Origin of the sequence: Syntrophomonas wolfei subsp. wolfei str. Goettingen G311, assembly GCF_000014725.1 — a bacterium.
GTDB classification, from domain to species: Bacteria; Bacillota; Syntrophomonadia; order Syntrophomonadales; family Syntrophomonadaceae; genus Syntrophomonas; species Syntrophomonas wolfei.
The window spans coordinates 1,725,344-1,750,973 of sequence record NC_008346.1; the positions used below are offsets into that span (position 1 = coordinate 1,725,344).

At 44.5% G+C, this 25,630-nt stretch carries 22 protein-coding genes, 2 pseudogenes and 1 other annotated feature; of the genes and pseudogenes, 3 read left to right on the plus strand and 21 right to left on the minus strand.

Features of this window, described 5'->3' with window-relative positions:
- Positions 1-73 precede the first annotated feature (73 nt).
- The 4 genes from rpoD to SWOL_RS07830 all read right to left on the minus strand — a co-directional run bounded on the left by rpoD (position 74) and on the right by SWOL_RS07830 (position 4,834).
- On the minus strand, positions 74-1,150 hold the full coding sequence (gene rpoD / locus SWOL_RS07815; protein WP_011640909.1) for an RNA polymerase sigma factor RpoD: 1,077 nt from the start codon (positions 1,148-1,150) through the stop codon (positions 74-76).
- The gene (dnaG, locus tag SWOL_RS07820) at positions 1,147-2,937 is read right to left on the minus strand and encodes a DNA primase (protein ID WP_081424809.1); all 1,791 of its coding nucleotides are present in this window, start codon (positions 2,935-2,937) and stop codon (positions 1,147-1,149) included. The genes rpoD and dnaG overlap by 4 nt, the downstream gene beginning before the upstream one ends.
- A 127-nt stretch (positions 2,938-3,064) precedes the next feature.
- Complete coding sequence (locus SWOL_RS07825) at positions 3,065-4,129, minus strand: deoxyguanosinetriphosphate triphosphohydrolase (RefSeq protein WP_011640911.1); 1,065 nt, start codon at positions 4,127-4,129, stop codon at positions 3,065-3,067.
- Positions 4,130-4,225: 96 nt separating this feature from the next.
- A complete protein-coding gene (locus tag SWOL_RS07830; RefSeq protein ID WP_011640912.1) occupies positions 4,226-4,834 on the minus strand; it encodes a flavodoxin family protein in 609 nt (202 codons plus the stop codon).
- A 374-nt stretch (positions 4,835-5,208) separates the two neighbouring features.
- Here SWOL_RS07830 and SWOL_RS07835 point away from each other — a divergent pair, with 374 nt between their 5' ends.
- Positions 5,209-6,792 carry a DUF342 domain-containing protein gene (locus SWOL_RS07835; protein WP_011640913.1) on the plus strand — a complete coding sequence of 528 codons (1,584 nt, stop codon included), beginning with the start codon at positions 5,209-5,211 and terminating at the stop codon, positions 6,790-6,792.
- 85 nt (positions 6,793-6,877) lie between these two features.
- On the opposite strand, the gene ppdK is transcribed toward SWOL_RS07835, so the two are convergent.
- From ppdK to glyQ, 5 genes are all read right to left on the minus strand, one after another.
- Entirely contained in the window at positions 6,878-9,520 is a 2,643-nt protein-coding gene (gene ppdK, locus SWOL_RS07840) for a pyruvate, phosphate dikinase (protein ID WP_011640914.1), read from the minus strand.
- Positions 9,513-10,334 carry a pyruvate, water dikinase regulatory protein gene (locus tag SWOL_RS07845; RefSeq protein WP_011640915.1) on the minus strand — a complete coding sequence of 274 codons (822 nt, stop codon included), beginning with the start codon at positions 10,332-10,334 and terminating at the stop codon, positions 9,513-9,515. Before SWOL_RS07845 ends, ppdK begins: the two co-directional genes overlap by 8 nt.
- Before the next feature lie 3 nt (positions 10,335-10,337).
- On the minus strand, positions 10,338-10,997 hold the full coding sequence (gene ccpN / locus SWOL_RS07850) for a transcriptional regulator CcpN (protein WP_011640916.1): 660 nt from the start codon (positions 10,995-10,997) through the stop codon (positions 10,338-10,340).
- A 206-nt stretch (positions 10,998-11,203) separates the two neighbouring features.
- Complete coding sequence (gene glyS, locus SWOL_RS07855; protein WP_011640917.1) at positions 11,204-13,270, minus strand: glycine--tRNA ligase subunit beta; 2,067 nt, start codon at positions 13,268-13,270, stop codon at positions 11,204-11,206.
- Positions 13,271-14,182 (minus strand): glycine--tRNA ligase subunit alpha, encoded by a 912-nt coding sequence (gene glyQ, locus SWOL_RS07860; protein ID WP_011640918.1) that lies wholly within the window; start codon positions 14,180-14,182, stop codon positions 13,271-13,273.
- Between the two features lie 51 nt (positions 14,183-14,233).
- Positions 14,234-14,428: a binding site (T-box leader), on the minus strand.
- A 427-nt stretch (positions 14,429-14,855) separates the two neighbouring features.
- Between glyQ and SWOL_RS07865 the strand changes: the two genes are divergently transcribed.
- Complete coding sequence (locus tag SWOL_RS07865; protein ID WP_011640920.1) at positions 14,856-15,581, plus strand: peptidoglycan-binding domain-containing protein; 726 nt, start codon at positions 14,856-14,858, stop codon at positions 15,579-15,581.
- A gap of 144 nt (positions 15,582-15,725) precedes the next feature.
- Here SWOL_RS07865 and SWOL_RS15305 read toward each other — a convergent pair.
- The 10 genes and pseudogenes from SWOL_RS15305 to SWOL_RS07910 form a co-directional block, all read right to left on the minus strand.
- Positions 15,726-15,824: pseudogene (locus tag SWOL_RS15305) on the minus strand (S-layer homology domain-containing protein); the annotation flags it as partial.
- A gap of 125 nt (positions 15,825-15,949) precedes the next feature.
- On the minus strand, positions 15,950-16,732 hold the full coding sequence (gene ccsA / locus SWOL_RS07870) for a cytochrome c biogenesis protein CcsA (protein ID WP_041427477.1): 783 nt from the start codon (positions 16,730-16,732) through the stop codon (positions 15,950-15,952).
- Positions 16,732-17,709, minus strand: coding sequence for a cytochrome c biogenesis ResB family protein (locus tag SWOL_RS07875; RefSeq protein ID WP_155814172.1), 978 nt, complete (start codon positions 17,707-17,709; stop codon positions 16,732-16,734). The genes ccsA and SWOL_RS07875 overlap by 1 nt, the downstream gene beginning before the upstream one ends.
- An 84-nt stretch (positions 17,710-17,793) precedes the next feature.
- Positions 17,794-19,044: an ammonia-forming cytochrome c nitrite reductase subunit c552 gene (locus SWOL_RS07880; RefSeq protein WP_011640923.1), complete on the minus strand. Its 1,251-nt coding sequence runs from the start codon at positions 19,042-19,044 to the stop codon at positions 17,794-17,796.
- An 18-nt stretch (positions 19,045-19,062) separates the two neighbouring features.
- The gene (locus SWOL_RS07885) at positions 19,063-19,491 is read right to left on the minus strand and encodes a NapC/NirT family cytochrome c (RefSeq protein WP_041427478.1); all 429 of its coding nucleotides are present in this window, start codon (positions 19,489-19,491) and stop codon (positions 19,063-19,065) included.
- 502 nt (positions 19,492-19,993) lie between these two features.
- On the minus strand, positions 19,994-20,569 hold the full coding sequence (locus tag SWOL_RS07890) for a nitroreductase family protein (RefSeq protein ID WP_011640925.1): 576 nt from the start codon (positions 20,567-20,569) through the stop codon (positions 19,994-19,996).
- A gap of 210 nt (positions 20,570-20,779) precedes the next feature.
- Positions 20,780-21,382 carry a hypothetical protein gene (locus SWOL_RS07895; protein WP_011640926.1) on the minus strand — a complete coding sequence of 201 codons (603 nt, stop codon included), beginning with the start codon at positions 21,380-21,382 and terminating at the stop codon, positions 20,780-20,782.
- A 324-nt stretch (positions 21,383-21,706) separates the two neighbouring features.
- A pseudogene (locus SWOL_RS07900) lies at positions 21,707-22,404 on the minus strand (TVP38/TMEM64 family protein).
- 34 nt (positions 22,405-22,438) lie between these two features.
- A complete protein-coding gene (locus tag SWOL_RS07905) occupies positions 22,439-22,693 on the minus strand; it encodes a hypothetical protein (RefSeq protein ID WP_011640928.1) in 255 nt (84 codons plus the stop codon).
- 56 nt (positions 22,694-22,749) lie between these two features.
- The gene (locus SWOL_RS07910) at positions 22,750-23,316 is read right to left on the minus strand and encodes a lysylphosphatidylglycerol synthase domain-containing protein (protein WP_011640929.1); all 567 of its coding nucleotides are present in this window, start codon (positions 23,314-23,316) and stop codon (positions 22,750-22,752) included.
- A 411-nt stretch (positions 23,317-23,727) separates the two neighbouring features.
- On the opposite strand from SWOL_RS07910, the gene SWOL_RS07915 reads away from it, so the two are divergent.
- Positions 23,728-24,306 carry a Uma2 family endonuclease gene (locus SWOL_RS07915; protein ID WP_011640930.1) on the plus strand — a complete coding sequence of 193 codons (579 nt, stop codon included), beginning with the start codon at positions 23,728-23,730 and terminating at the stop codon, positions 24,304-24,306.
- A gap of 196 nt (positions 24,307-24,502) precedes the next feature.
- On the opposite strand, the gene SWOL_RS07920 is transcribed toward SWOL_RS07915, so the two are convergent.
- Positions 24,503-24,709 (minus strand): hypothetical protein, encoded by a 207-nt coding sequence (locus SWOL_RS07920; protein WP_041427479.1) that lies wholly within the window; start codon positions 24,707-24,709, stop codon positions 24,503-24,505.
- A 21-nt stretch (positions 24,710-24,730) separates the two neighbouring features.
- Entirely contained in the window at positions 24,731-25,597 is an 867-nt protein-coding gene (locus SWOL_RS07925) for an ATP-binding protein (RefSeq protein ID WP_011640931.1), read from the minus strand.
- Positions 25,598-25,630: the final 33 nt, after the last annotated feature.

Here is a 25,630-nt window from a genome sequence, read left to right on the forward strand (position 1 = left end):
TGTCCCAACGAAGACTATTATATAGTTTTCCTAATTTGCTGTCAACCATACAATAAGGGAGAAAGCAGGTTTCTTATTCAATATAATCTTTTAATTTCTTGCTGCGGGAGGGATGCCTGAGCTTACGCAAGGCCTTAGCTTCAATCTGTCGTATACGTTCCCGGGTAACTCCAAACTCTTGTCCCACCTCTTCCAAGGTACGGGGACGTCCATCATCCAACCCAAAACGCAAGCGTAATACCTTTTCCTCTCTCTCAGTTAGAGTATTAAGTATTCCATCCAGGTGTTCCCTTAATAAAACAAAAGAGGCTGATTCCTCTGGAGATTCGGCTTCCTCGTCAGTAATGAAATCCCCGAGATGACTATCATCTTCTTCTCCAATGGGAGTTTCCAGTGAAACTGGTTCCTGAGCTACTTTCATTATTTCGATAACTCTATCTACAGCTATATCCATTTCCTCCGCAACTTCAGCCGGAGTAGGTTCTCTGCCGAGTATCTGCAACAGGCTTCTCTGTACCCGAGATAACTTGTTTATGGTCTCCACCATGTGAACCGGAATTCTAATAGTCCTGGCCTGGTCAGCTATGGCCCTGGTTATAGCCTGCCTTATCCACCAAGTAGCATAGGTACTGAATTTATAACCCTTACGATAGTCGAATTTCTCTACCGCTTTCATAAGCCCCAGGTTTCCTTCCTGAATTAAATCCAGGAAAAGCATACCCCGCCCCACATAGCGTTTGGCAATACTTACCACCAGGCGAAGATTGGCCTCAACCAGTTGTCTCTTAGCTTCCTCGTCACCCTCTTCTATTCTTTGGGCCAAATCGATCTCCTGAGCAGCAATGAGCAAGGGTACCCGGCCGATTTCCTTAAGATACATCCTGACCGGGTCATCTATTTCAATTCCATCAGGAATGACTACCTCTTCTGTTTCGATACTCTCATTTTCTTCATCAAGCTCAGCATCCTGTTCAGTTCCTATGGTTATCCCCAGACTCTGGAGATGCTCAAAAATATCGTCTATTTGATCTGCTTCCAGGTTGAAGCTTTGCAATTCCTCAGTTATCTCTTCATAGCTAAGATTTTTCTTCTTCTTTCCTTTTTCCGCCAGAGCTACTACGGCTTCTGCTAATTTTCTATCCAGTTTCATCTTTTCCCCCCTTCCTGGGTATCATTTAGAAAGCTATTTAAATTAAGAATAAATTTAAGAAAGCTATAAAAGTTCCCTTCACTGTCTAAATCTTTAAGCCGGTAAAACTGGTTTTTCCAGGCTTGTTCTTCTTCTTTTCTTTCCACCTGGCGGATAAAGCGCTTGATTTCCATCTCCCCGGGTAAAGATTCTTCTTCCATTAAAAGAGCCAAACGGGCAAAAGCAGAACCAAAACCTTGCTGGTTGGCCAGTAAGCCTAATCGCTCCAAATGATCATCACTGTCGTTATCCTTTAACTTTTCATATATTCCCGCCAGGGCTCTTAAATCTCTTTCTTCCAAAAATTCCAATCCAATCCGGTTCTTAATATATTCGAAAAGCTCCGGTTTTTTGAACATAGCGGCCAGTATCTTCTCATTAATTCCGTAATTGACGTATTTTATATTATCTCTTATTATCTTGCTTTTATTCCTTTTTATACCTGATATATCCCGTTCCCGCTTTTTTAATTCCCGATAAACAATGTTTTCTTCTATCTTGAGCTTGCGGGCCAGTATTTTAATATAATAATCCTTTTCCAGTTCACTGTTTAACTGCCCTATGTCCTTCCTTAAGTAATTTATGGTTCTAATCTGGCTTTCCAGGTTTAGCTCTTTTTCCCGGCTTAGATATCTGTTTATCTTAAATTCTATATTGCTAAGCTTATTATTCTGTATATAGCGTAAAAATTCCTCTTTTCCATATTTCTCTATATAATCATCTGGATCCTCCCCCATCGGAAGGCTTACCACCGATGCTTTAAGACCTTCATTTCCTAGAATTTCTAGAGCTCTGATGGTTTCTCTTTGCCCGGCTTCATCCCCATCATAAAGCAATAATACTTTTTCACAATATCTTTGCAAAAGTCTTGCCTGTTCCGAAGTTAGAGCCGTTCCCATAGTAGCTACGACATTATTAATGCCTAATTGCTGCAATTTAATACAGTCCATGTAGCCTTCTACGATTATGGCCTTATTGGCCTGCCGTATGGAATCCCGAGCCTGGAACAAACCATAAAGTACCTTGCGCTTGGAAAACAGCTCTGTTTCCGGTGTATTCAGATACTTGGGAAGGCTATCATCCAGTACTCTTCCTCCCAGCCCCACAATATCGCCGTTATAATGCATAATGGGAAATACCAGGCGTCGGCGCAACAAATCATAAAAGTTGTTCCTATTTTCGCTACGCTTTATTAATCCGGATAATTTCAGGTATTCCTGGGAATATCCTTTCTTTAAAAGATGTTCCTCCAACCTGGTCCAGCCGTCCGGAGCATAACCTAATTGATATTTTTTTATTGTCGCTGCTTCGAGTCCCCTCCTGCGCAGGTATTCCCGGGCTTCCTGGCCTAATTTGCCGGCCAGAACCTGTTGATAGAATTCAACTGCAGCCTGGTTCACCTCAATTACTGGTTTTCTATGGTCAGTCTGTTTTCCAGACCGAGATTTTACTAGCTCAATTCCGGCCTTCCCAGCCAAATACTCCATAGCTTCTCTAAATTCTAGACCGTCTCTTTTCATTACAAAGGAAAAAATATCCCCACCTGCATGACAACCAAAACAATAGAACATATTTTTATCTGGAGTCACACAAAACGATGCTGTTTTTTCCTGGTGGAAGGGGCATAATCCCCAATAGCGGTTACCTTTTCGACTCAGGTTAACACTTTCGGAAACAATTTCTACAATATCCAACCGGTTCAATATTTCTTCCAGTACCTGGTCGTCGTATGTTGCCAATGTCTTCACCTACTATTCTATTTTGAGTTATAAAATCCTGCTAAATATTCGAAATTTGTCATTTTTCTAAACGATTCAAAAAAACCCCAACCAATGCCTGCCATCCGACTAATGGAGTTAAAAACCTTAAATCACGCTACTTACGGTTAAAAATTTTCCCGGCATCAGGTACCAGGGATTGTGGTATATATATATCTTGAAAAAGAGAGATACAATAGGCATCACTCATTCCGGATATATAGTCAGCTACCGCCGTCTCCATTCCTTCCCTATCAGCTATCTCCAGGTAAAGAGGGGTCATTCTTTCCGGATGTTGACAATAATATTTATATAAAAGCTCAATAATAAAGATGGCCCTACTCCGCTCAGCCTGACAAACCGGACCCCGGTAAATCTCTTTAAACATGAAATCACGCAGCCCTATCAGGGCATTTTCTATCCAGGGACTGGGCATAACCTGGGGATGACTACCCTCCAGAATAAGCTGGCGCGAATACTTTATAGTATCCGTTACCAGAGTAGCAATCCTTTGGCTGTGGGTATAACCCAAAATATTTAGATAATCGGCAGGAATATCCTCGATTCTAAGAAGGCCCGCTCTTATGGAGTCATCGATATCGTGTTGTACATAGGCAATCTTATCACTCAGGCGAATGGTCTGACCTTCCAGGGTATAGGAACGGCTTTCACTCTGACCATAGCCGCTATGGTGCAAAACCCCATCCAATACTTCATAGCTCAGGTTCAAACCATTACGACCCTTATGCTGCTCCACCCTGGTTAGAACCCGAATGCTGTTTTCGTTGTGTCGAAATCCCCCGACCAGCAATTGATCAAGGGCCTGTTCTCCAGCATGAGCAAAGGGGGTATGCCCAAGATCATGAGCCAGAGCCATAGCTTCAATCAGATCCAGGTTAAGGTTTAAACCGGCTCCAATTGTTTTGGCTATCTGGTTAACTTCCAGTGTATGGGTTAACCTGCTTCTATAATGATCCCCGGGGGGTGCTATGAAAACCTGGGTTTTATGTTTTAAACGGCGAAAAGATTTGGAATGAACCACCCGGTCCCGGTCCAGCATGAAGCATGTACGAACCGGATCGGGTTCTTCTTCTATCTCCCGCCCCCTCGACCTGCTGGATAGACTGGCTGCTTTATCGAGCATAGCGTTTTCTCTAGCTTCTATTTCTTCCCGGATGCTCATTTTCATTACCCCTTTACTTTATCCGTAAAGAAAAAATCCTCGGGCTTGAGGCTCAAGGATTAAAAATTTCGTCTCTTCAATAAAACCTTAAAAACATTATCGTATCCTCAAATCCCTGGTAGCCATGGCTACTTCCCATATTCTTTTTCCCAGTATACGGCTGCGGTTTATAGCATTATCATCTTCAACGGCCGGACGTTGTCCAGCTCCTCCCATATGACCGCAATCGTCTTCATGGAAGCCATCTCCTACAACTATCATTCCCTGTACCATCATCATATCCTGAATAGCCCGCAGGGTAGTTTCTTGTCCTCCAAAACGGGAAGCACCTACCGCAATTGCTCCCCCTACCACATTCAAAAGCTTCTTATCCGCTCGCAAAGAGCGGCCTTTATCCCAAAAAGCTTTGAGTTGGGCGGAGGCCGTTCCAAAATAGACCGGGCTACCAACTATCAAGCCCTCAGCCTGAGAAATCATAGTAAAGGCCCGAGCTATTTCTTTTCCTTCCAGACATTTTCCGGCACAAGGCGAAGAGCAGGCTATGCAGAAGGGAATCTTCTGGTCTTTCATTATTTGCTGGCAATGAAGTATACGGGTACTTGCTCCCATCTTCTTGCATATATCTAATGCCTCTTTTAATAGAAAGGCGGTATTGCCATTCTTATGAGGACTACCATTAATTCCAATAATTAGGGGGCGTGACATTTTTTCACCTCCATTTAAATTATATACTACAGTAGATATGCTTAATCCTTCATTTTGTTTCTAAAAATTATTCCTCCGGGAAGATTTACTTTGCCAGTAAAGGGGAGGGGTTCTTGATCATCTCATCCCTAGTACTATGTTTTCCATATCGTCAGTCCTTTCGTCCTATTTTATCAAAAAGGTATTCTTTATCCTTTTTTTTAGGGGTATAATTAGAGGAAATTATTTCTTAAGCATCGGAAGAAACTGCGAAGCAGTTTCAACACACCGATGCGACGTTGCGGGGGATTAGAACGCACCGCCTGTTTGTAAATAGGAACCCAACCGTTTAAAGAAGCGGGGGACATATTTCACCTCGTTATAATGGTGGTATTATGAACAATCAAGCATCTCAGGTTATACAAATAAATACGCGAAATGACGGTTGGATAATAAAACTCATAAAGCCAGATGTGGAGAAGGACATCCTGGAAGAATATTTATCAGAAATGGGTTTAAAGCTTCAATCGCAAATGATGGATAAAATACTGGCCGCTCCAACAGGCACCGAATTTCATATTAAACGCGGTTCCGACTTATTAACAGAAACCAGGATTTGGTCAGATAACTTGCCCTTTGAGATTACGGTTTCACCAGACAAAATGAAGGTTTTTCTTACCTTAAATCCACGATTGCCCATAAAACCACGCTGTCAAGATCTAGTAGCAGCTCTCAATAATATGGGGATAAGTTACGGAATTGATGAAAGTAATATAGACTACGCTATCAATAATACCGGGCAAACTATAGTGGTAGCGCAAGGTAAATATCCGGTTCCCGGGAAGAATGGATCAGTTCAATATCTTTATCATAAGCCAATTATTAAACCTGTTTTAGATGAAAGCGGTCAAGTCGACTACTATGAACTGGGCTTTATTATACCCATAAAAGCAGGTACTTTACTGGCCAGGAGAAAGGCCGCTACCGAAGGCGAAGCCGGTATAAATGTCTTCGGTGAACCCATTCCCGCCAAACCAGGACGCAACTATAAATTCAATGTGGGCAAAGGAATAATAACCACCAAAGATAAAGCCATTGCAGAATTTGATGGAGCCTTGGCCTGGATAAATGATAAGATTGTCGTTACCAAAATGCTGGCTATTAAAGGCGATATTGATTTTTCTACCGGGAATATTTGCTTTCCAGGGAAAATCATAATCGAGGGAAGTGTAAAAGACGGCTTTGTGGTGGAAGCAGAAGATGATATTGAAGTCAGGGGGGGTATTGAAGCGGCTAGGGTTGTCTCCCAACACGGATCGGTTTTCGTTCAAAAAGGTATTATAGGGGGGGGCAAAGCCCAGGTTAAAGCCGGCAAAAATGTCGAGGCCCGCTTTATTCAAGAAGCCATGATAGAAGCCGGGCAGAATATCATCATTAATGAATATACTGTCCGTTCTAACCTGAAAGCCGGGGACGGAGTTCTTATACAGGGCCGCCGGGGAATAATTCTGGGAAGAAATATAATTAGCGCCCGAACCAGGATCAAAGCTTCTAGAGTTTTAAACTGCCCGGCTCTTGACCTCCGGGTGAAAGGAATTGAGCGCAAGCAATTTTATGCCCAGATAAAAGAGTTGAATTCCCGTATTGACCAGCTAGATATGGAATTAAAAAAAACAGCCGAGCAAATCCGCTATTTGCGCGACAAGTCTTCCGAGCAGAATTCTTTGCAGCAACTGCAAGAAACATTACCTCAATATATGGATATGAAGGATGAATTAGATCGCCTCTATGAGGAAAGAAGGTCTCTGGTCAATATGCTTAAAAGTACCCGTGGAGAAGGAATGATCGAAATAGGCGGTGGCCTGGAAACAGGCATGACTTTCGGCATAAAAGAGGACTTTGTTAAAATTGACCAGCAGGCAGAAAGCCTTCGTATGTACTATGACCCCGATAAAGGGCGTATAGTTATCCTGGAGTAAAGGGACGGGGTTGAGTGACAAGGGGACGGGGTTGTTGACATATCGCGGCCGCGATATGTCAACAACCCCGTCCCCTTGTCAACTTCTAATTATTCAGCAAGCTGGCCTGGGCGGCTGCCAGACGAGCTACTGGTATTCGATAAGGCGAACAGCTCACATAATCCAATCCTACTATATGACAAAACTCGATAGAGCTGGGTTCGCCTCCGTGTTCACCACAGATGCCCATTAGTATATCTTTCTTTACGCTGCGGGCCTTTTCCACCGCCAGGCGCATTAGACTTCCCACACCCTTACGATCCAACACTGCAAAAGGATTGTCCTTGATAATCTTTTTCTCCAGATATATGGGAATGAATTTGCCTTCAGCATCATCGCGGCTAAAGCCAAAAGTTGTCTGGGTCAGGTCATTGGTACCAAAAGAGAAGAACTCGGCTTCACGGGCTATTTCATCCGCCATAATGCAAGCCCGGGGAAGCTCCAGCATGGTCCCCACCGTAAAGTCCAGTTCACAGTTGTTTTCCTTTTTCACCTGCTCATAGACACCCATTATTTCTGCTTTTAATAGGGATAGCTCGGCAATATCCATTACCAGAGGTATCTCGACTTCAGTAAAGCAGTCTATCCCCTCTTTTTGCAGCTGTACCATAGCCTCAAAAATAGCCCGGGCCTGCATGCAGTAAATCTCGGGATAGGTAAGCCCCAGTCTACATCCCCGGTGTCCCAGCATGGGGTTGGCCTCGGACAGGCTATGTACTTTCTTTAGCAATTCTTCCTTTTCCAGCAGTACTTTACCTTTTATCTGCTGGTGTTTCATCTCTGCTATCTCCAACAAGAGGGTTTCCGGATGAGGAAGAAACTCATGCAACGGAGGGTCTAAAAGACGAATAGTAACCGGGTGCGGAGCCATAGCTTTTAAAATTCCATAGAAATCATCTCGCTGGAAGGGTAAAAGTTGGCTCAGGGCCTCTTCTCTATCTTCCAGGTTCTCAGCCAGTATCATCTGTTGAACAATGGGGAGCCGTTCCGCTGCCATAAACATATGTTCAGTGCGGCAGAGGCCTATTCCTTCAGCTCCAAATTCGCGGGCTCGGGCTGCATCTTGAGGGGTATCGGCATTAGCCCTTATGGCCAATTTCTTTATTTGATTGGCCCATTGCAGCAGTAGAGCAAATTCATCAGAAAGGGTAGGTTCTATCATGGGCACTTCACCCAGCATTACATTGCCGCTAGCCCCATCGATGGTAATTACATCCCCTTCTTTAACTACTATCCCATTAACTATAAATTGCCGGTTTCCGCTATCAATCTTTATAGCTTCACAACCACAAACACAGGGTTTACCCATTCCCCGGGCTACTACTGCAGCATGAGAAGTCATTCCTCCTCGCGCGGTAAGGACTCCCTGAGCATATATGATTCCATGAATATCATCTGGTGTGGTCTCACTTCTAACCAAAACGACCTTTTCGCCCGCTCCCCCCATTTTCTCCGCCAGGTCCGCATCAAAGAGAACTTTACCACAAGCGGCACCCGGTGAAGCAGGCAGCCCTTTGGCGATAGCATCTAATTTTACACTCTGGTCAATCTGCCGGTGCAACAACTGGTTGATTTGCTCGGCATCAACTCTCAACAGGGCTTCTTCCACCGTGATCAGGCCTTCGTTTACCATTTCTACGGCTATCCTTACGGAAGCCCGGGCCGTACGTTTTCCGCTTCTGGTTTGCAGCATGTATAGTTTACCCTTTTCCACGGTAAACTCAATGTCTTGCATATCGCGATAATGTGTCTCCAGCTTTTGGCAGGTGTCCAAAAACTGCTGGAAAACCCCAGGTAATTCTTCCTTTAGACGGTCAATGGGGGTAGGAGTTCTTATACCCGCTACCACATCTTCACCTTGAGCATTAACCAGGAACTCACCATATAGTTCCCGCTCCCCGGTGGAGGGGTTACGGGTGAAAGCTACACCGGTTCCGCAATCCAATCCCATATTGCCAAAGGCCATGCACTGCACATTTACTGCGGTTCCCAGTTCATCGTCAATTTTGTTTAAGCGCCGGTATACTATAGCCCTCTGGTTGTTCCAGGAATCAAATACTGCCTGAATGGCCATGGTTAATTGCTCCCGTACATCTTGAGGAAAGGCAAATCCCTTTTCCTGCTCAACTATTTCCTTGTATTCTTCAATAATGCTTTGTAGTTCACTGGAAGGAATTTCATAGTCAAAAATAAGCGCCAGTTTCCTTTTGTATCTTTCCATCACTTCATCAAACCTGGCATGTTCCACTCCCAGAACCACATCACTGAACATCTGGATAAAACGCCGGTAACAATCATAAGCAAAACGACTGTCCCCGGTTAAGCTGGCCAAACCCTGAACTGACTCATCATTCAAACCCAGGTTGAGAATGGTATCCATCATTCCAGGCATGGATACCGCCGCCCCTGATCTTACTGAAACCAGTAAAGGGTTATTTTTTTTCCCAAAAGATTTGCCACTATCCAATTCTAATCTTTCTAAAGCTGTAAAGACTTGTTCCAGGACACCATCAGGAAATTTATGACCCGCAGTCAGGTATTCATTACAGGCTTCAGTTGTTATGGTAAAGCCAGCAGGAACCGGCAGCCCAATCAAGGTCATTTCAGCCAGGTTAGCGCCTTTGCCGCCCAATAACTGTCGCATGTTAGAATTACCTTCTTCAAATAAATAGACATATTTCTTAGACATGGCTTAACCTCCTATAATAAATTTCCAAAATCTTGCTGGCCGTTTCCTCTACTGCACGGTTGGTTACATCTATAACCGGACATCCCAGTCGTTTCATTATTTCCTGGGCATATTCCATTTCTTCCAGAATACGCTCCAGATTGGCATAACTAGCCTGGCCTTTAAGCCCCAGGGTTTTTAATCGTTCGGTGCGAATCTGATTTAATTGTTCCGGGTTGATTACCAGACCAATTACTTTTCCCTTCTCCACTTGAAAAATCTCTTCCGGGGGTTCTACCTCAGGAACCAGAGGTACATTAGCCACCTTAATTCTTTTGTGAGCCAGGTACATGGAAAGTGGTGTTTTGGAGGTTCGGGATACCCCTACCAGAACAATATCCGACTGCATTACTCCCCGGGGATCCTTGCCGTCATCATAGCGCACAGCAAATTCTACCGCTTCCACCCGCCGGTAATACATTTCGTCAACTTTGCGCAATAATCCCGGTTCCCGGCGGGGCTCTATATCACTAACACTCTTGAAAGCCTCTATTACCGGGCCTAAAACATCAACGCAAATCACACCTTTTTTCCGGGCCTCCATCTTCAGGAAATCGGCCAATTCGTTAATGACCAGGGTATAGGCAATGATAAAATTGCTGGCTGCGGCTTGATTAATTATTTCCTCCAGGGTTTCGGTATCAGATATATTGGGAACCTGTCTTATTTCCATATTACCAGAATTAAACTGGCTGGCAGCTGCACGAACCACCATCTCAGCTGTTTCCCCTATCGAATCTGATACTATAAAAACCCCAGGCAAGTGATTACTCAAAATTTAAACCTCCTTGGTTTTATTTGCCGCCAGATCCAGGAAAAGCCTGGCGATATTGGTTTTACTAATTTTTCCTACGACTTCTAGTTTTTCTTCTTCATCTTCTATCCTGCTCTTTACCACCGGAAGGCTATCCACTTCATGTTCTACTATTTTTTTAATGGCAGCTACCACGGTTTCGTCCAGAGCAGCGGTTACTATATTGGGCATTCGGGTCATGATTACGCTCACCGGGACTTTATGAATATCTGCCTGGCCAATGGTGGTTTTTAGAAAATCTTTTCTTGATACTATTCCCGAAAGGTACTTGTTTTCGTCCACTACAAATATGCTGCCGGTATCTTCAATAAACAAGGTAACAATAGCATCATAAATACTGCAGGACTCTTTCATTATTACCGGCAGGGATTGAATGTCTTTGACCCGGTACTGATTTAATACCCGGCGCATAGCACTTTCTACCCCTTCGCTCTTAAAAGTGTAGCCCACCCGAGGTTTGGCTTCCAGATAACCGGACATGGTCAAAACCGCCAAATCAGGACGCAATGCCGCCCGGGTAACATTGAGCATTTCGGCAATATTTTCCCCGGTTATCGGTTCATGTTTTTTGACTATCTCCAGAATTTTTTCCTGCCTATCATTAAGCTGGATAGGATTCACCACCCAATTATGCTATACTTTTTACTTAATTTTCTCTAATTATATATACTATATGGATTAAAAAAATCCTGTTGTCCCTAAAAATTTTCTTTAAGCATCGTAAGAAACTACGGAGCGGTTTCTTCACAGCGCTGCAACGAGGGGGGGTTAGAACCCGCCGCCTGTTTGGTTAATAGGACGGTCGCTTGCGGGGGATATATTTTACCTCGTTATACAATTTTGCTGAAATCTGCGATGGAGTTGAACATATTGGCAATTGATTTTAGGATGCCTAAACGAGCTGCTTTGAGCCTCTCATCGTCTACCATCACCATTACGGCCGTAAAGAACTGGTCTATATCCGCTCTGAGAGCAGCGAGAAGTTCCAGTGCCCGGGTATAGTCTTGGGCTATCAGTGATTTTTTAATGTCTTCCTGGAGCCCAGGTAGTTTCTGGCACAAGTTCTTTTCACTTTCATCCACCAATAGATCCAGGTCAATTTCTTCACTTTCCCATTTCCGCGATAGATTATGGACCCGGTTATAAACTACCATAAAATCCTCAAACACCGGTGATTTCTTAAATTCCTGCAACTTAAAGGCCCGGTAATAAGTTTCGAATAAATCAAAAGAAGGCCGGGACAGAGCAGCGTCAACCACATCATAAGAAATCCCGTTATCCAGTAATACGCCTCGCATCCTCTGGTATATAAAATCCAGGAGTTCTTTAACACTATCTTCCCTGCTCTTTTCCAGATCAATATCCTTATATCCCAGATACGCCTGCTCAAAAACCAGCTTCAAGTCTATACTCAGCTTTTTGTCCAGAATGATGTTTACTAATCCCAGGGCCTGCCGGCGCAAGGCATAAGGATCCTGGGAACCGCTGGGCTTTATCCCGATGGAGAAACAACCCATCAGATTATCCATTTTCTCCGCCAGGCTAAGAACTATACCGCCCGCACTGGAAGGCAACTTATCACCAGCAAAACGGGGCAGGTAATGCTCAAAAATGGCCTCTGCAACCTCGGGCTCCTCAGCACTTCCGCTTGCATAATAACGGCCCATAATGCCCTGCAGTTCAGGAAACTCATAAACCATATTACTCATAAGATCAGCCTTGCAAAGCAAAGCGGAACGCTGCAATTTTTCCGGCTGGCCCAGTCCCGTTTGCTGCCCAATAAAGAGAGCCAGCTTCTGCAGGCGCAGTACCTTGTCGGCCAGGGTTCCCAAGCGTTCATGAAAAAGAACATTTTTCAGTTTAGCGCTCATTTCCTCCAGGGATTTCCTGCTATCTTCATTCCAGAAAAAGAGCGCATCTTCCAGCCGGGCCTTTAAAACCCGTTCGTTTCCCGCTCTAACGATATCCAGACAATAATCAGTTCCGTTCCTCACTCCAACAAAACCGGGTAAAAGCCTACCCTCATTATTATAAACCGGAAAATAGCGCTGGTGTTCAATCATGGAGGTAGTTAAGACCTCAGGTGGAACATCCAGATAGGAGGGAGAAAATTCGCCATAAAAAGCCGTAGGGAATTCCACCAGAAATGCAACTTCCTCCAGCAACTCTTCATTCTCCATGGCTTTACCGCCAGCTTCGCCCGCCACCTTTTGTACCTGCTGCCAGATCATCTTTTTTCTCTCGGCTTGATCCAATATGACATAATGCTCACGCAAGACTCGAAAATAATCGTCAATACTCGTTACTAGCAGCACTCCCGTAGAGAGGAAGCGGTGCCCATAGGTATAATTAGCACTTTTAATATTTTCTATGTTGAATTCCACATTTTTATCCCCAAATATAGCCAAAAGCCAACGAATAGGGCGGGCAAAACGGGTCTGATAATAGGACCAGGTCATGGATTTAGGGAAGGAGAGGGAATGAATCACTTTTAAGAGCAAACCAGGCAGAATTTGCTCCGCCGCCTGTCCTTTTTCTTTTTTGATCGCAAAAAGATACTCCACCCCGCTTACTTCTCGTATCTGCAATTCACGGAAATCAACTCCCTGGCTGCGGGCAAACCCCAGCCCTGCTTTGCTGGGATTCCCATTAGCATCAAAGGCAATGCTTTTTTTCGGTCCTCTATTTTCTAACAATGAATCTTCCTGCTCTTCACTTATTTCCTTCACCCAGAGGCAAAGCCGGCGAGGTGTTCCCAACGTCAAGACTTCCCCGCAGCTCAGACGAGCCTCAGCCAGATTTTTCTGAGCTAAATCTTTCAAATCCTTTAATACTCGGGGCATATAAGCAGAAGGCATTTCCTCCACCCCGATTTCCAGCAGTAGATCTTGCGCCAATTAGAGCACCTCCTCTTCAATGATTAATTGCTTTCTAAGCTTTTCATCCTTTAACAAAGGGTAATTAAGCCTTTTCCTCTGCTCCAGGTATTCCCGGGCCACCATCCGGGCCAGATTACGCACCCGGCCTATATAAGCAGTGCGCTCGGTCACGCTGATAGCTCCCCGGGCATCAAGAAGGTTGAAAAGGTGAGAACACTTTAAAACATAGTCATAAGCCGGTTGAACCAATTGCCGCTCGGCCACTCTTATAGCCTCTTCTTCACAGATATTAAACATGCTGGTCAAAGCCCCGACATCGGCGGCCTCAAAATTATAGTGGGAATAATCCACTTCAGCCTGATGGTGAACATCCGCATAACTAATGCCATCAACCCATTCAATATCAAAAACGCTCTCTTTATTCTGAATATACATAGCTATACGTTCAATACCATAGGTTATCTCCGCTGAAACCGGCAAGCAGTCAAATCCCCCGCATTGCTGGAAATATGTGAACTGGGTAATCTCCATACCATCCAGCCAAATCTCCCAACCCAGGCCCCAGGCTCCCAGAGTAGGCGATTCCCAATTATCTTCCACCAACCGGATATCATGCTTTTCCGGTTCAATTCCCAGATCACGCAGGCTGGCCAGGTAGAGATCAATCACATTATCCGGGGATGGTTTGAGAATAACCTGGTACTGATAATAATGCTGCAGGCGGTTGGGGTTTTCCCCGTACCTCCCGTCAGTGGGGCGGCGTGAGGGCTCAACATAAGCCACCTTCCAGGGCTCCGGCCCCAGAGCCCGCAAAAAGGTTGCCGGATTCATAGTTCCGGCTCCTTTTTCTACATCATAGGGCTGTTGAATTATGCAACCCTGTTGGCCCCAAAAATTGTGCAAGCGCAGAATCAGCTCCTGAAAATTCATGGGTTTACTCCTCCTTAAGAAATATATAGAAATAGAAAAACCCGTCCCCTGAACAGGGACGGGATAACCCGCGGTTCCACCCTGATTGGCTTAATGCCCACCTCAAGGATTCAGGCTTTACTAACCTTACAGGCGTTCCTCCTGACGGCTCCCAAGCGCCTTCGAAAAGCTCGCCTGCCGGTTCCCAGCAATCCCGGCTCTCTGCAAAGGCTACCCTTTTCTACTCCTCTTTTTCATTGCCCTTTTATGAAATTCATTATGGACGAGGTAAAATATGTCCCCCGCAACCGCAATAGTGAGCGAAGCGAACATCAGTGGTGCCCGCAGGGTGCTTCTTTAAGCGGTCGGGTTTCCATTAACAAAACTGGCGGCACATTCTAATCCCCCGCTCGTTGTAGCGGTGTGTTGAAACTGCTCCGCAGTTTCTTCCGATGCTTAAAGTTTACCCGAGCCCGAAGAGCTTGTCAATTAGTCGTCAGGGGTCAGGCGTTATTGGTCGTCAGACATCAGGAGGAGGTTATGAGGGTTTAATCCTATTTGACTCCATATTATCCACTAATACTAAGCACTATTCCAAAGAATATCCCCTGGACACGGTTTATCTGGCCTATTTGTTAACCTTTTGCCTCCTTTTCACATAAGTTAAATTAGCAGCAGAAAGGAGGCGAAATAATTGACAACCTATATCACTCTGGGAAGCCGGGTATTAAGACGAGGCGATGAAGGTACGGATGTCGAGCTTTTGCAGAACCTGCTCAAAATCTTACCCGATCCCATTGGTTCAGGTATAAAAGAAAAAGGGGTATTTGGTAAAGAAACAGAAAACGCGGTAAAAAAATTTCAGAAGTATTTCAATCTGGCCATAGATGGGATAGTGGGAGCTAACACCTTTCTTTTTTTAGGTGTACCTACTGCTTCTTATATCCCCCCTGGAGGCAATCTCTTCGGAGCCCGTATTTTGCAAAAAGGCAGTTATGGCTATGATGTCTGGGTCCTGCAAAATCGCCTGGCCACCACCGCCAAAAAATTTGCCGATACTCTGGGGCAGCCGGCAAACAGAAATTTTGACAGTAAGACGGAATCTGCCGTAAAGATGTTCCAGCGTGATGTACACCTGGAAGGCGATGGCATAGTAGGCCCCCAAACAGTTTATCAGTTGTATAATTATGCTACCATGGGGGCACGCATCCTGCAAAAAGGCCGCTGGGACCGCAACCAGGGGTATGATGTATACTGGTTGCAAAGGAACTTGCAAGAGCTGGGCTACTACCAGGGAAAGCTGGATGGTAAATTCGGTTCTCAAACCGAAGCGGCGGTAAAAAAACTGCAGGAAGCCTCTGGCATAAAGGTAGATGGCATTGTGGGCGCCAATACTTTTTATCACCTGGCTAGCTGTTGATAGGGCTTACTTCTCCTGAGGTTCAGGAACTAAAAACGCGATTCGTAGGTCAAGAGGACTGTCAAGGGGACGGTTCTCTTGACACGATAGCAATTCTCCTGCTCTTAACATAAATGCATTTCTTCATCCTTACTCCATTTATTTCTATATAAATAAGCCCCGATTCTTGAACCAGTCTTTAATTAATGCTACTTCTGCTCTGGTGATATTATCCTTTGGGGCTAACCTATTACCGTAGCCTTCATCTCTCCTTTTTTAAACCCTGGCGCATAATATTGTTCATGGTACCTATGGGTGCATCATCACCAAGATGCCCTGCTACTGTTACCCGTCCTTATTTTATTGGGATGATTTCGTGCAGAGTAAAATCATAGATAACTATGCAAGCCAGGTAAAAGTAAACTGACGCCAAAAAGAGTAAAGATGACAATGGCAAATCCGATTATCACCATCCAGGCACTTTTTTGTCCTTTCCAATTATAGCTGCGCCGGGCATGGAGATAGGCCGAATACACTAACCAACTAATCAAAGACCAGGTTTCTTTGGGATCCCAGCTCCACCAGCTGCCCCAAACTTCCTCAGCCCACACAGCCCCGGTAATAATAACAATGGTTAAAAAGGTAAATCCCCCTACTACCAGTTTATATATTCGTTCATCCAGGGCTGACAAACTTAAACCGCTTTCCCCGGTTCGGGCCAGGTAAACCATGCCCAAACAAGCTGCTAACGCAAATGAACCATAAGCAATTACTGCTGTAGCAACATGGGCATAAAGCCATCCACTCTGCAACGCCGGCATTAGGGGACGGATTTCGGAGGAGAAGGTACCGGCAACAGATAAGAGCAGAATTGCCACCAATCCAACTGTGAGGTCAAATAAAGGCGAATCCAAACCCCGGCGTACAAATATGGCAAAAAGCAGGACCCCGCCGGAAAAAAGCAGGGTAAATTCATAGGAATTAGCAAAAGGTATTCGTCCCCCTGTGCTCGTTCTAACCACAAGTATAGTAACAAAGGTTATTACTGCTATATATAAGAGGGCAGAACTAAAAAATTCCCCCTGCGCCATTGGCCGCCAAAGCCTGGCCAGGTTTAACATTGTCGCCAGCAGTAATAAAATAAAAAGCAGGCTCATTAAGCTATTCTCCATTACCTGCTCCCCCTTTTATCCAAATATTCGAAGCCGTAGCGAATGCCAAGTCCGGTAAGCAATAAAACAAAGCCAGCAAACACCATATATACACCTGAATCCTGTTTAATATGTAATCCTGAATAAGTATCAAAAGAATCAAAGCGCAGATGACAGGAAGCTAACTCTGCATCTTCTCCCAGTGGGATAATGGCCATATCAATTATTTTATCCTGCTGCAAAATAGTCAACCATGCGTGGGGATGATTAGGAATGGGGCTTTGCGAATGAATACCCGTTTTACTATCCACAAAATCCGGCAAAAATATGGCCTGTATACTTATCTTTTCCTGCTCATCCAGAAGATAGCTTTCCCGCTCCTTAAGGCAAATATTTTTCTCTGCCGAACTGCTCAAGTCACTTAATTGCATTACCCATCCCCAGCTGCTCTGGTATATTTTCAAACTACCGGCTTTTAAAGGGTTATTAACATATATATCCTCTTCATAGTTTTGTCCTTTATAAGCGGACAAAGTCAAACTACTGGTATATTGGCGCGGTTGAAAGTCCGGATAATAATCTATTTTAAAATCATTTAGAGTAAGCGTCCCTTCTGGAAATCCATATGCAAACAGGGAAACGCTTTCTCCCTTTTTCACTTCCAGCAATGTATCATGGGTCAGGCCTAATGACCATATGGCACCCATAAGTATGAATACCAGGGCCAGATGCATTAATAATGAGGCTAGAATGCTGATTTTTCTCCCCCGGCGTAGTCGCTGATAAGCGCAGGCCAGAATACTTAAAGATAATAGAATATTTAAGAGCAAAAACCACCATACTTGATAAAGATTGCCCAACCCCAAGCCATTAATAATAAAAGCAACCGGCTTGCCATAATGATGTATATAAAAAGCCGGTGCCTGTCCCTGAGATATGAGTGTCCCCAGGGCACTAACTGCACCGACGATCAATAATAGATATATTGCGGTCTGCATAGAAGCCAGCTTTTTAACAAATAACTTTAAGTACCTGCGAAAAATATTCAAAAATTAAACACCTCAGCAGAACATTCATCTAACTTATTTCAGTCCCCTGGCCTCCCGGGCTTTTTGTGCTGATTTATGGGCAAGATCAATAGCTATACCCAGATTATTCAAGGTTTCCGTAGGATTGTGGAATCCATAACCATTGGTTACAACTACAAAATCCAGGTACCACTGAGCCTGGCGATGAAGTTCCTGAGCCTCCTTTAGTTTCGCCTGGTCAACATTGGCTGCCACCTGGCTAATCTTGAGCTCATTAATCGCCTCTACAACTGCCTCTCCAGCCAGATCCTGGGTTTGTTTGACCTGGTTCTGGATAGTTTCTACCCGCCTGGTCAGCCAATCGCTTCCATTACGGTGGCAGGTGGTGCAGCTTTGCTCAATATTGTTTAACGGGCTTTGCCATACATGAGAGCTTATTTTTTTACTGCCCACCTTGGTATAGGGCATATGGCAATCAGCGCAGGACAAGCCGGCTGACTCATGCGTACTATCCTGGAAAGTTTCATATTCGGCATGGCGAGGTTTTACCATTCCCGATCCAGCATCGGGATGTGTCCATTCACTAAACTTCATTTCATCATAATAAGCCAGAATCTGCTCCGCTTTTACCCCTTTATCCCAGGGGAAAGTAATCTTTTTACTTCCGGGCTGAAAATAATAAGTAACATGACATTGCGCACAGACAAGACTACGCATTTCCTGCTGAGATATTTTATCCACATCCCGGCCCTGCCTCTGTAAAGCCTCAATCAGAGCTGGCCTGCTCAGTCTTAATTCCATGGTTTTCGGATCATGGCAATCCAAACATCCAATTGCTTCAGTAAACTCTTCCTTTATTTCATCAAAGCTCATCAGATAATATTGTTCACCATACTTTTGCACCATCTCCGGTACCTGAGTCGATTTACAAGTAAAACATGAGGCCCCGGCTTTTTTTCGAGCCGGGTCAATTGCCAGTATATCTTCGATAGTATATACATGGGCACGCGGTTCATTGTACTCTTTGGCAAAACCAAATCCCGCATATATGGCTGTCAAGTATGGTTTAGCCGCAAAATGCGATGGTTTTTCGGTATTAGCATAGTTAGCCTGATAGCTATCCCAGTGAGCAGGATAAAACTTCGCCCAGGCCTGGGAGCTGGTTTCATTGGCAGCAATTTCGCCCTGAGGCCCCTCCAATACCACTTTATTGTTTCGATTAAAAAAGAATATTCCCGCTACCAGCACTATCAGCAAAACAGAAACGCTAATCATGAGCAGCTTTTTAACCTGGTCGGGTTTCAAACTATCACCTTCCTCCTATTATCTTTCATGAACTATTTCTTGATGACAATGGAAACAATAGTCTCCTCCATTATGGCTGGTATCAGCAATATCTCCCATTAAATCACCGTGACAGCGCATACAATTTTCCTGTAAAATTTTTTTGCTCAAGTTAGTAGTGCGGATTTCAAGCGGAGCCGAATTAGTTACCACCCGATAAACATCCCTAGCACCCGAATAAGCGGCATAGGCACTGCCTGTTACCAGAGCATGTGGATCATGACAATCGCCGCAATTAGCTACATTACGATGAGGAGAATGAAGGTAGCTTGACACTTGTTCGTCCATAAGATGGCAGCTGCCGCAAAAATCCGCCTCTGCCAGTCCCAGCGCAGGAATTTTGACCGTCAACATCATGGAAAACCCTAAAATTGCCAGTATTGCCAGCCACATCAGCGTTTTCTTCATATAATCAGTACCATCTCCTTTCAAAAAAGTCTGATACTAGACCATAATCTTTGATTACACTGCGAAAAGTTAAAAAATATGCTTCAGATGGGCATAATATACTCGCATATTAAGGTAAAAGAGATTTGTATTGCCAAAAGCACTCTATACTTAGTAGAAATTCGCTATATTAACAAAAAATCCTGCAATACAATAGTAATATAAGCATATGTGTAATCCAATAAATTCCTGCAAGAACTGGGGATGGGATAGGGTTTTTTTAGTTCCCTACAGTCTCCAGTACGTTTAAATTGGCTCTTGCATCAGGATTTTTACTATCCTGAGCATTAGTGCAGCCGAGTACCCCCATAGTAATAAATATCACAAGAGCCGCAAGCGTTAAGTTATGCGATTCCTTTTTATAATTGGCAATCATGTAAACATCCTTATAATGTGGCAAGAGGATAGCGACTGATTTATTCAAGCAGTCAAAGCAGCCAGTCTCAAAGCCGGGGGCCTGGAATCAGATAATCTCATAACGCCCCGCTTTTCTTTTCGGCGCCTGGGGAGAAACAGCCGGATACCCCAGCGTAACCGCAGCTATAAACTTGCCCTTGCCAGGTGCAAACGTTTTCTCCAGAACATCGCCAAAGCCGGTCGATAAAGGCGCAGTCATCCAGCAGGAGCCGATCCCTTTATCATAGGCCACCAGGCAAAGATTCTGAATCGCCGCGGAGGTTGACTCGACCGCAATGATATCATAATCTTTGCTGGGCTTTAACAGGAAAACCAATACGCAAACCCTGGCATTGCCAAGACTAGTTAAAAACCCCAGGGTTTCGCTGACTACCTCGGGATTATTGGGGAAACGTTTCTCCAATACCGCCTTGGTCTTTACACTAACCTCCTGAAAAATGCCCCGTAACTTTTCCATCTGTTCTTGACTCTTAATCGCCAGAAAATACCAGGGTTGATTGTTGACGGCAGATGGTGCCATGACTGCGCCTTCCAGAATATCTTGTAAGACCTCCGGTTCAATCGGCTTGTCCAAGTACTTTCTAATACTCCTTCGACCAAAAATAGCCTCCCGGGTTTCCATTCAAAACACCTCCTTGAACTCAGCTTAGCAAATCCATCGAAACCTAACAAGGTACGTTCTTCCTGTTGCTTGATTTACATTAACACGGTTTTTGCTATATAAGACTCTGATGTATTGACAAAAATGGGAGAATGCAACCAATAATAAATATTCAAAACAGTTTGAGAAACAGTAACTGGTCACTGTTTTGCCGTTCCCTTTTCCTTTGCCTTACGCAATCTTTCTTACCTGGCGCTGCTGGTGCTCTGAAACGCTTTGTTGGGCCAGAGTCCGGCAATCAATCGCCCAGGATTTCATTTCCTTTCCATGAGCCCTGAAACTTCCCTGGTAGGAAAATTTAGCCCTTTCCATAAGGCGCCGGCCGCCTTCGGATATGGTAAATGCCCCAATAGCACGGACATCTGGAGCATTGCTCTTTCTCCCCAGAACAAAGCGCCGACCAAAATCATATACCAGAGCTTTGGTATAGTTTTTATGCAGCTTATCAGTCTGATCAACGATTACCGATGAAATATAGAGATACAGCTCCGGTTCATCAAACGACCTGATGTGCTTCACCAGTTCTCCTTCTGACATTTCTCCAGTTATGATTTTGTTCCATATAGAATGCTCCAGGGGAAAAACCCAATAGTAGCCTTTAACCTTGCCATTTACCTTGCAGACTCGAAACATCATCGGTTCTTGCTCAATTAATTTGCAGATAAGCGCCGCTTCCGAGTGCCAACAAGCATCGAAATACTTTCTTTCCAGATTTAACATGGGCACAATGTCAAGGATCCGAGCACAGTCGATCGTATATGCTGGATCTTTCATAATTTCACCTTCCTATTTTATTTTCACAAACACGAATAGCGCTAGTTACGCACTACCGCCGTTTATTGGATATTGATTATGGACACAATGAATTAATGTGTAGCTAGAGGAATATTTCGCTACAGGGGAGAAAATCTGTTGGGGTATTTCTGGGGGGGTTTCATTATTTCACCTTCCTATGATTTGCGACCCCTGGAAGTAAAATTACCACGGTCACTATTCATTATAATTCATTTCAATAAAAGAGTCACGGGACGGTTCAGGGAATTGTTTCCTTTGAACTGCCATTTTATAACTATTATTAATATCAGCTATAAACCAAATTCATATTTCCTCGCTGGTAGTCTGCGTAGCATTACGATCTCTCCAAATCTGCCGAACCATTATTATTAAAGTGGTCAGGGCAAATAACATAAGTAAACCAAAGACAACATTGCGGATACTGCCCACCAGCATATCTCCCACATAGGAATATACCAGGGTAGCGGGAAGCTGCCCCAAACCGGTTGCCCAGATGAATTCCCACCAGCCCATGGCAGTTAAACCGGCAGCATAACTTACAATATCAAAGGAAACAAAGGGCAGCAGGCGGGCAATTAACACCGCCCATTTACCATACTTCTCGAAAAACACATCAACTTCTTTAAGCGCCCTGCGGGTTGTGAATTTCTCAACCACAGCACGCCCATAAAGGCGAGCGATGGCAAAACAAAGTATGGCTCCTACCATGGCACTGCTCCAGGATAAAGCAGCACCTTTTGCCCAGCCGAACAGACCGGCGTTGGCAAAGGTAATTACAAAAGCCGGTAAAGGTGCGGCCAATGATTGAAACACCATCAGGAAAAAGGATACCACCGGCGCCCATATACCAAAAGACAGGATATATTCCCGGGCTGCATCCACATCCACTCTTGATAAAACCTTAACCGCATTTTGAATATTTCCTGGAATGCCGGCACCAGATAGTATAAAAGTACCGGTATGACCAATAAAGCTATTTTAAACCACCATTGTTTCCACACTTTTTTATCCAATATAATCCCTCCCGCCTGGTATTTAATCCCGTGCAAAGAAAACTGAAGGTCCCTGCAATACTGGAAATTCGGCTTCTTTAAAGATATCTTGACATTTCTTAATATTAAAACCGCGACTGGCTTCAGTTTTTTCAACTGTATCCCGGGGGTTAAATCCTGCCTCCGCCCAAAATAGATTAGCCCCGGCTATGGCCCCCGGGGTGTTAGGCTCATGAGTACAATTCCCTAATACCCCCGGCCCCATAGCCAGGCGAACTATGGCCACTATGTGTCCCATACTCTTTAGCCGCCAGTAAAGCGGCCTGACAACAGTTCCTGCCTTTTTTCATTTCTTCACCGGCTATTTGCAAAGCTCTCTTGGTATCCATTGTTTATATCCCCTTGTCTATTATGGCGCAAAATCACTATTCCTCCGTATATACTGCATAAACTTACCAGAAAGGCAAAAAGCAACGAGGAACTGAAAGCTACAGTTGATGAAACTTGATAACCGGCAAGTAAAGCTACATATGCGCCTTCCCTAACTCCGTAACCATTTATGCTCACTGGTATCATTGCTACTGCCGAGGTTACAGGTATTAAATAACAGGCATCCCACCAACCCAAGCTAGTGAGGTTAAACGCTAAAAAAATGCTGTAGTTAACGGCTACCACAGTAATCTGAAATAGTAGTGACAGTACTACCACAATTCCCAGCTTAAGCCAATTCTTACGAAAGCTTTTTCCTTGATCACCAATACCCTCAAGGAACTGACCTAGTCGATGAGCTCTTCGCCATTTACAGGAATATCGGGAGAGAAGTAGGGCGGTTAAAAAGATGGTAATTAGCAACAATACTATGAATAATAACCATATGCCGTCTCGCGTTTTTCCGGTAGCAATAGCACCAAGTATGCCCACCAGATATTGTAGTTTATAACGATCCGGCTGGAATGGGTGAGGACGGAAGGGTCGTTTGGATGCTCAGAATAGCTGGTAATATTTATTATATGTAAAATAATTTTTTGTTATAGTTGTTAATCTTTTTTATCTGCCGTTAAGAATTGCAAGAATAATACCAGGTTATGAAATCATGACATTGTTTCCCTGCTTTGAACTGATTAGGGGGACTGAATGTTGTCAATAACCCCGTCCCCTTGACATCGTGGAATGTTGTCAATAACCCCGTCCCCTTGACATCCGTATGGGGCAAAATATTTTCGAGGGCGCTACTTGCCTTCAATTTTGAACCTCAAGTATAATAGGAATTACAAAGTTTGGAATTGATTATCAATAAGAAGCTATTGTCGATTGTGGAAAGGAGGGAAGGAAATGTCCATAGCCTCTCCCAAACCAGATAAAAAATACAGCTATGCCGACTACCTGCAGTGGCCGGATGAAGAAAGATGGGAAATAATCGATGGGGTTCCCTATGATATGAGCCCGGCGCCTTCTACCAAACATCAAGCTATATCCATGGAATTAGGGAGACAAATAGCAAATTACCTGCGCGATAAAGAATGCCAGGTTTTTGCCGCCCCCTTTGATGTACGCCTGCCGCTAAACGCGGAAAAAGACGAGGAAATCTATAATATTGTACAACCCGACCTGAGCGTAATCTGCGATCCGAGTAAACTGGACGAACAGGGCTGCAAGGATGCGCCCGACCTGGTAATAGAAATTATCTCCCCCTTTACTGCCAAGAAGGAATTAAATGAGAAATTCAATCTCTATGAACGCAGCGGGATTCCCGAATACTGGGTGGTTTTCCCCAAATTCAATGTTGTAGTGGTATACAGCCTGGATGATGAGGGAAGATATCAAAAAAGCGGGGAATTTACCAGCGATCAGGTATTGAGCACCAAGCTCTTTCCCGGACTGGAAATCAAGCTGGAGGATGTATTTAGATAAATAGCAAATTAAGAGGTTCTTAGCTTAGCAAAACCATCAATATCTAGGCAGCGTATATTCTTTCTATTGCTTAATTTGATTCTAATGCAAAAAGTTATTAGCATTCATTGGCTTATATAAATATACCGCTCGCATTCTTCGGCAAGCGAAGAGCAGAAGAGAAAGGGAATAACCCCTCTCCCTCCTGCTCTTTGACTTATTTGCCGGACGTATCTTCAGGGGTGTTTAATTCACGGATCCCGCCGCCTCCTATACCCCTGGGACCGTTGCCGCTGCCGTTCCTGCGCCCGCGTCCCCTGCCAGGATTAGGGCAATTGTACCCGCGACCTACCGAACATTTTCCTCCAAGGCGACCAGTTCCGGTTCCCCTATCCAGAGGACCGGTTCCGTCTCGATTAGGCATCAGCTTCCACTCCTCTCTAATTTAAACCGCATTCAACTGTCCAATAATATTTTCCCAGAGGGGAAAAAGCATTTTATGCACTTCGGGATTAGTGGCTGGGATTTGAGCTTTGGCAATAGATTCGGCAATAATAGCACTGAAAGGTATTTTACCGGCCAGGGGCAGGGAGTTTTTCAGCGCCCAGTTTTCTAGCTCCCGGCTGATCGGGGGATTTAGATCCCATTTATTGATAATCAATACGCCTTTTATGCCCCGTAACTGCATTAACTGGTGAACGCGCTGCAGATCATGGAAGCCGGAAAGGCTTGGTTCGGCAACTAAAACTATCAGGTCAACCCCTACCATGGAGGAAATAACCGCGCACCCGATTCCGGGAGGGCCGTCGGCAATAATTAGCTCGGCCTTATTCATATCGGCCATTTTACGTGCCATGCTTTTAACCTGAGCCACCAGTTTACCGGAGTTTTCCTCGCCCGGTCTCAAGTCGGCAAAAAACAAGTTCTGCTTTTTTTGATTGAATACTCCCTCAAAGCAGTGCCCTGAAGACCGTGCTTGCATGGCAATGGCTTCCACCGGGCAAATCTTCTCACAAAATCCACATCCCTCACAGAATAGCGGCAAAACCTGGTATTCCGAGCTGATAGCATCAAAACGGCAGAGTTCCATACAGAGGCCACAAGAGATACAGGATTCCTCATCTATATGGGCGCTATATCCGGCAGTGAATTGGTAGGCCCTTATATTTTGTGGTTTTAAGAGAATAGGCAGGTTAGAGGCGTCGACATCATAATCACAGGCTATACAATTTCCTGCCAGTTGTATAAAGGAAGAGGTCAGCGCGGTTTTGCCGGTGCCTCCTTTGCCGCTTATAAACAGTATCTCCTTCATGATAACCTCCATATCACCGCTACTTTTGGCAAT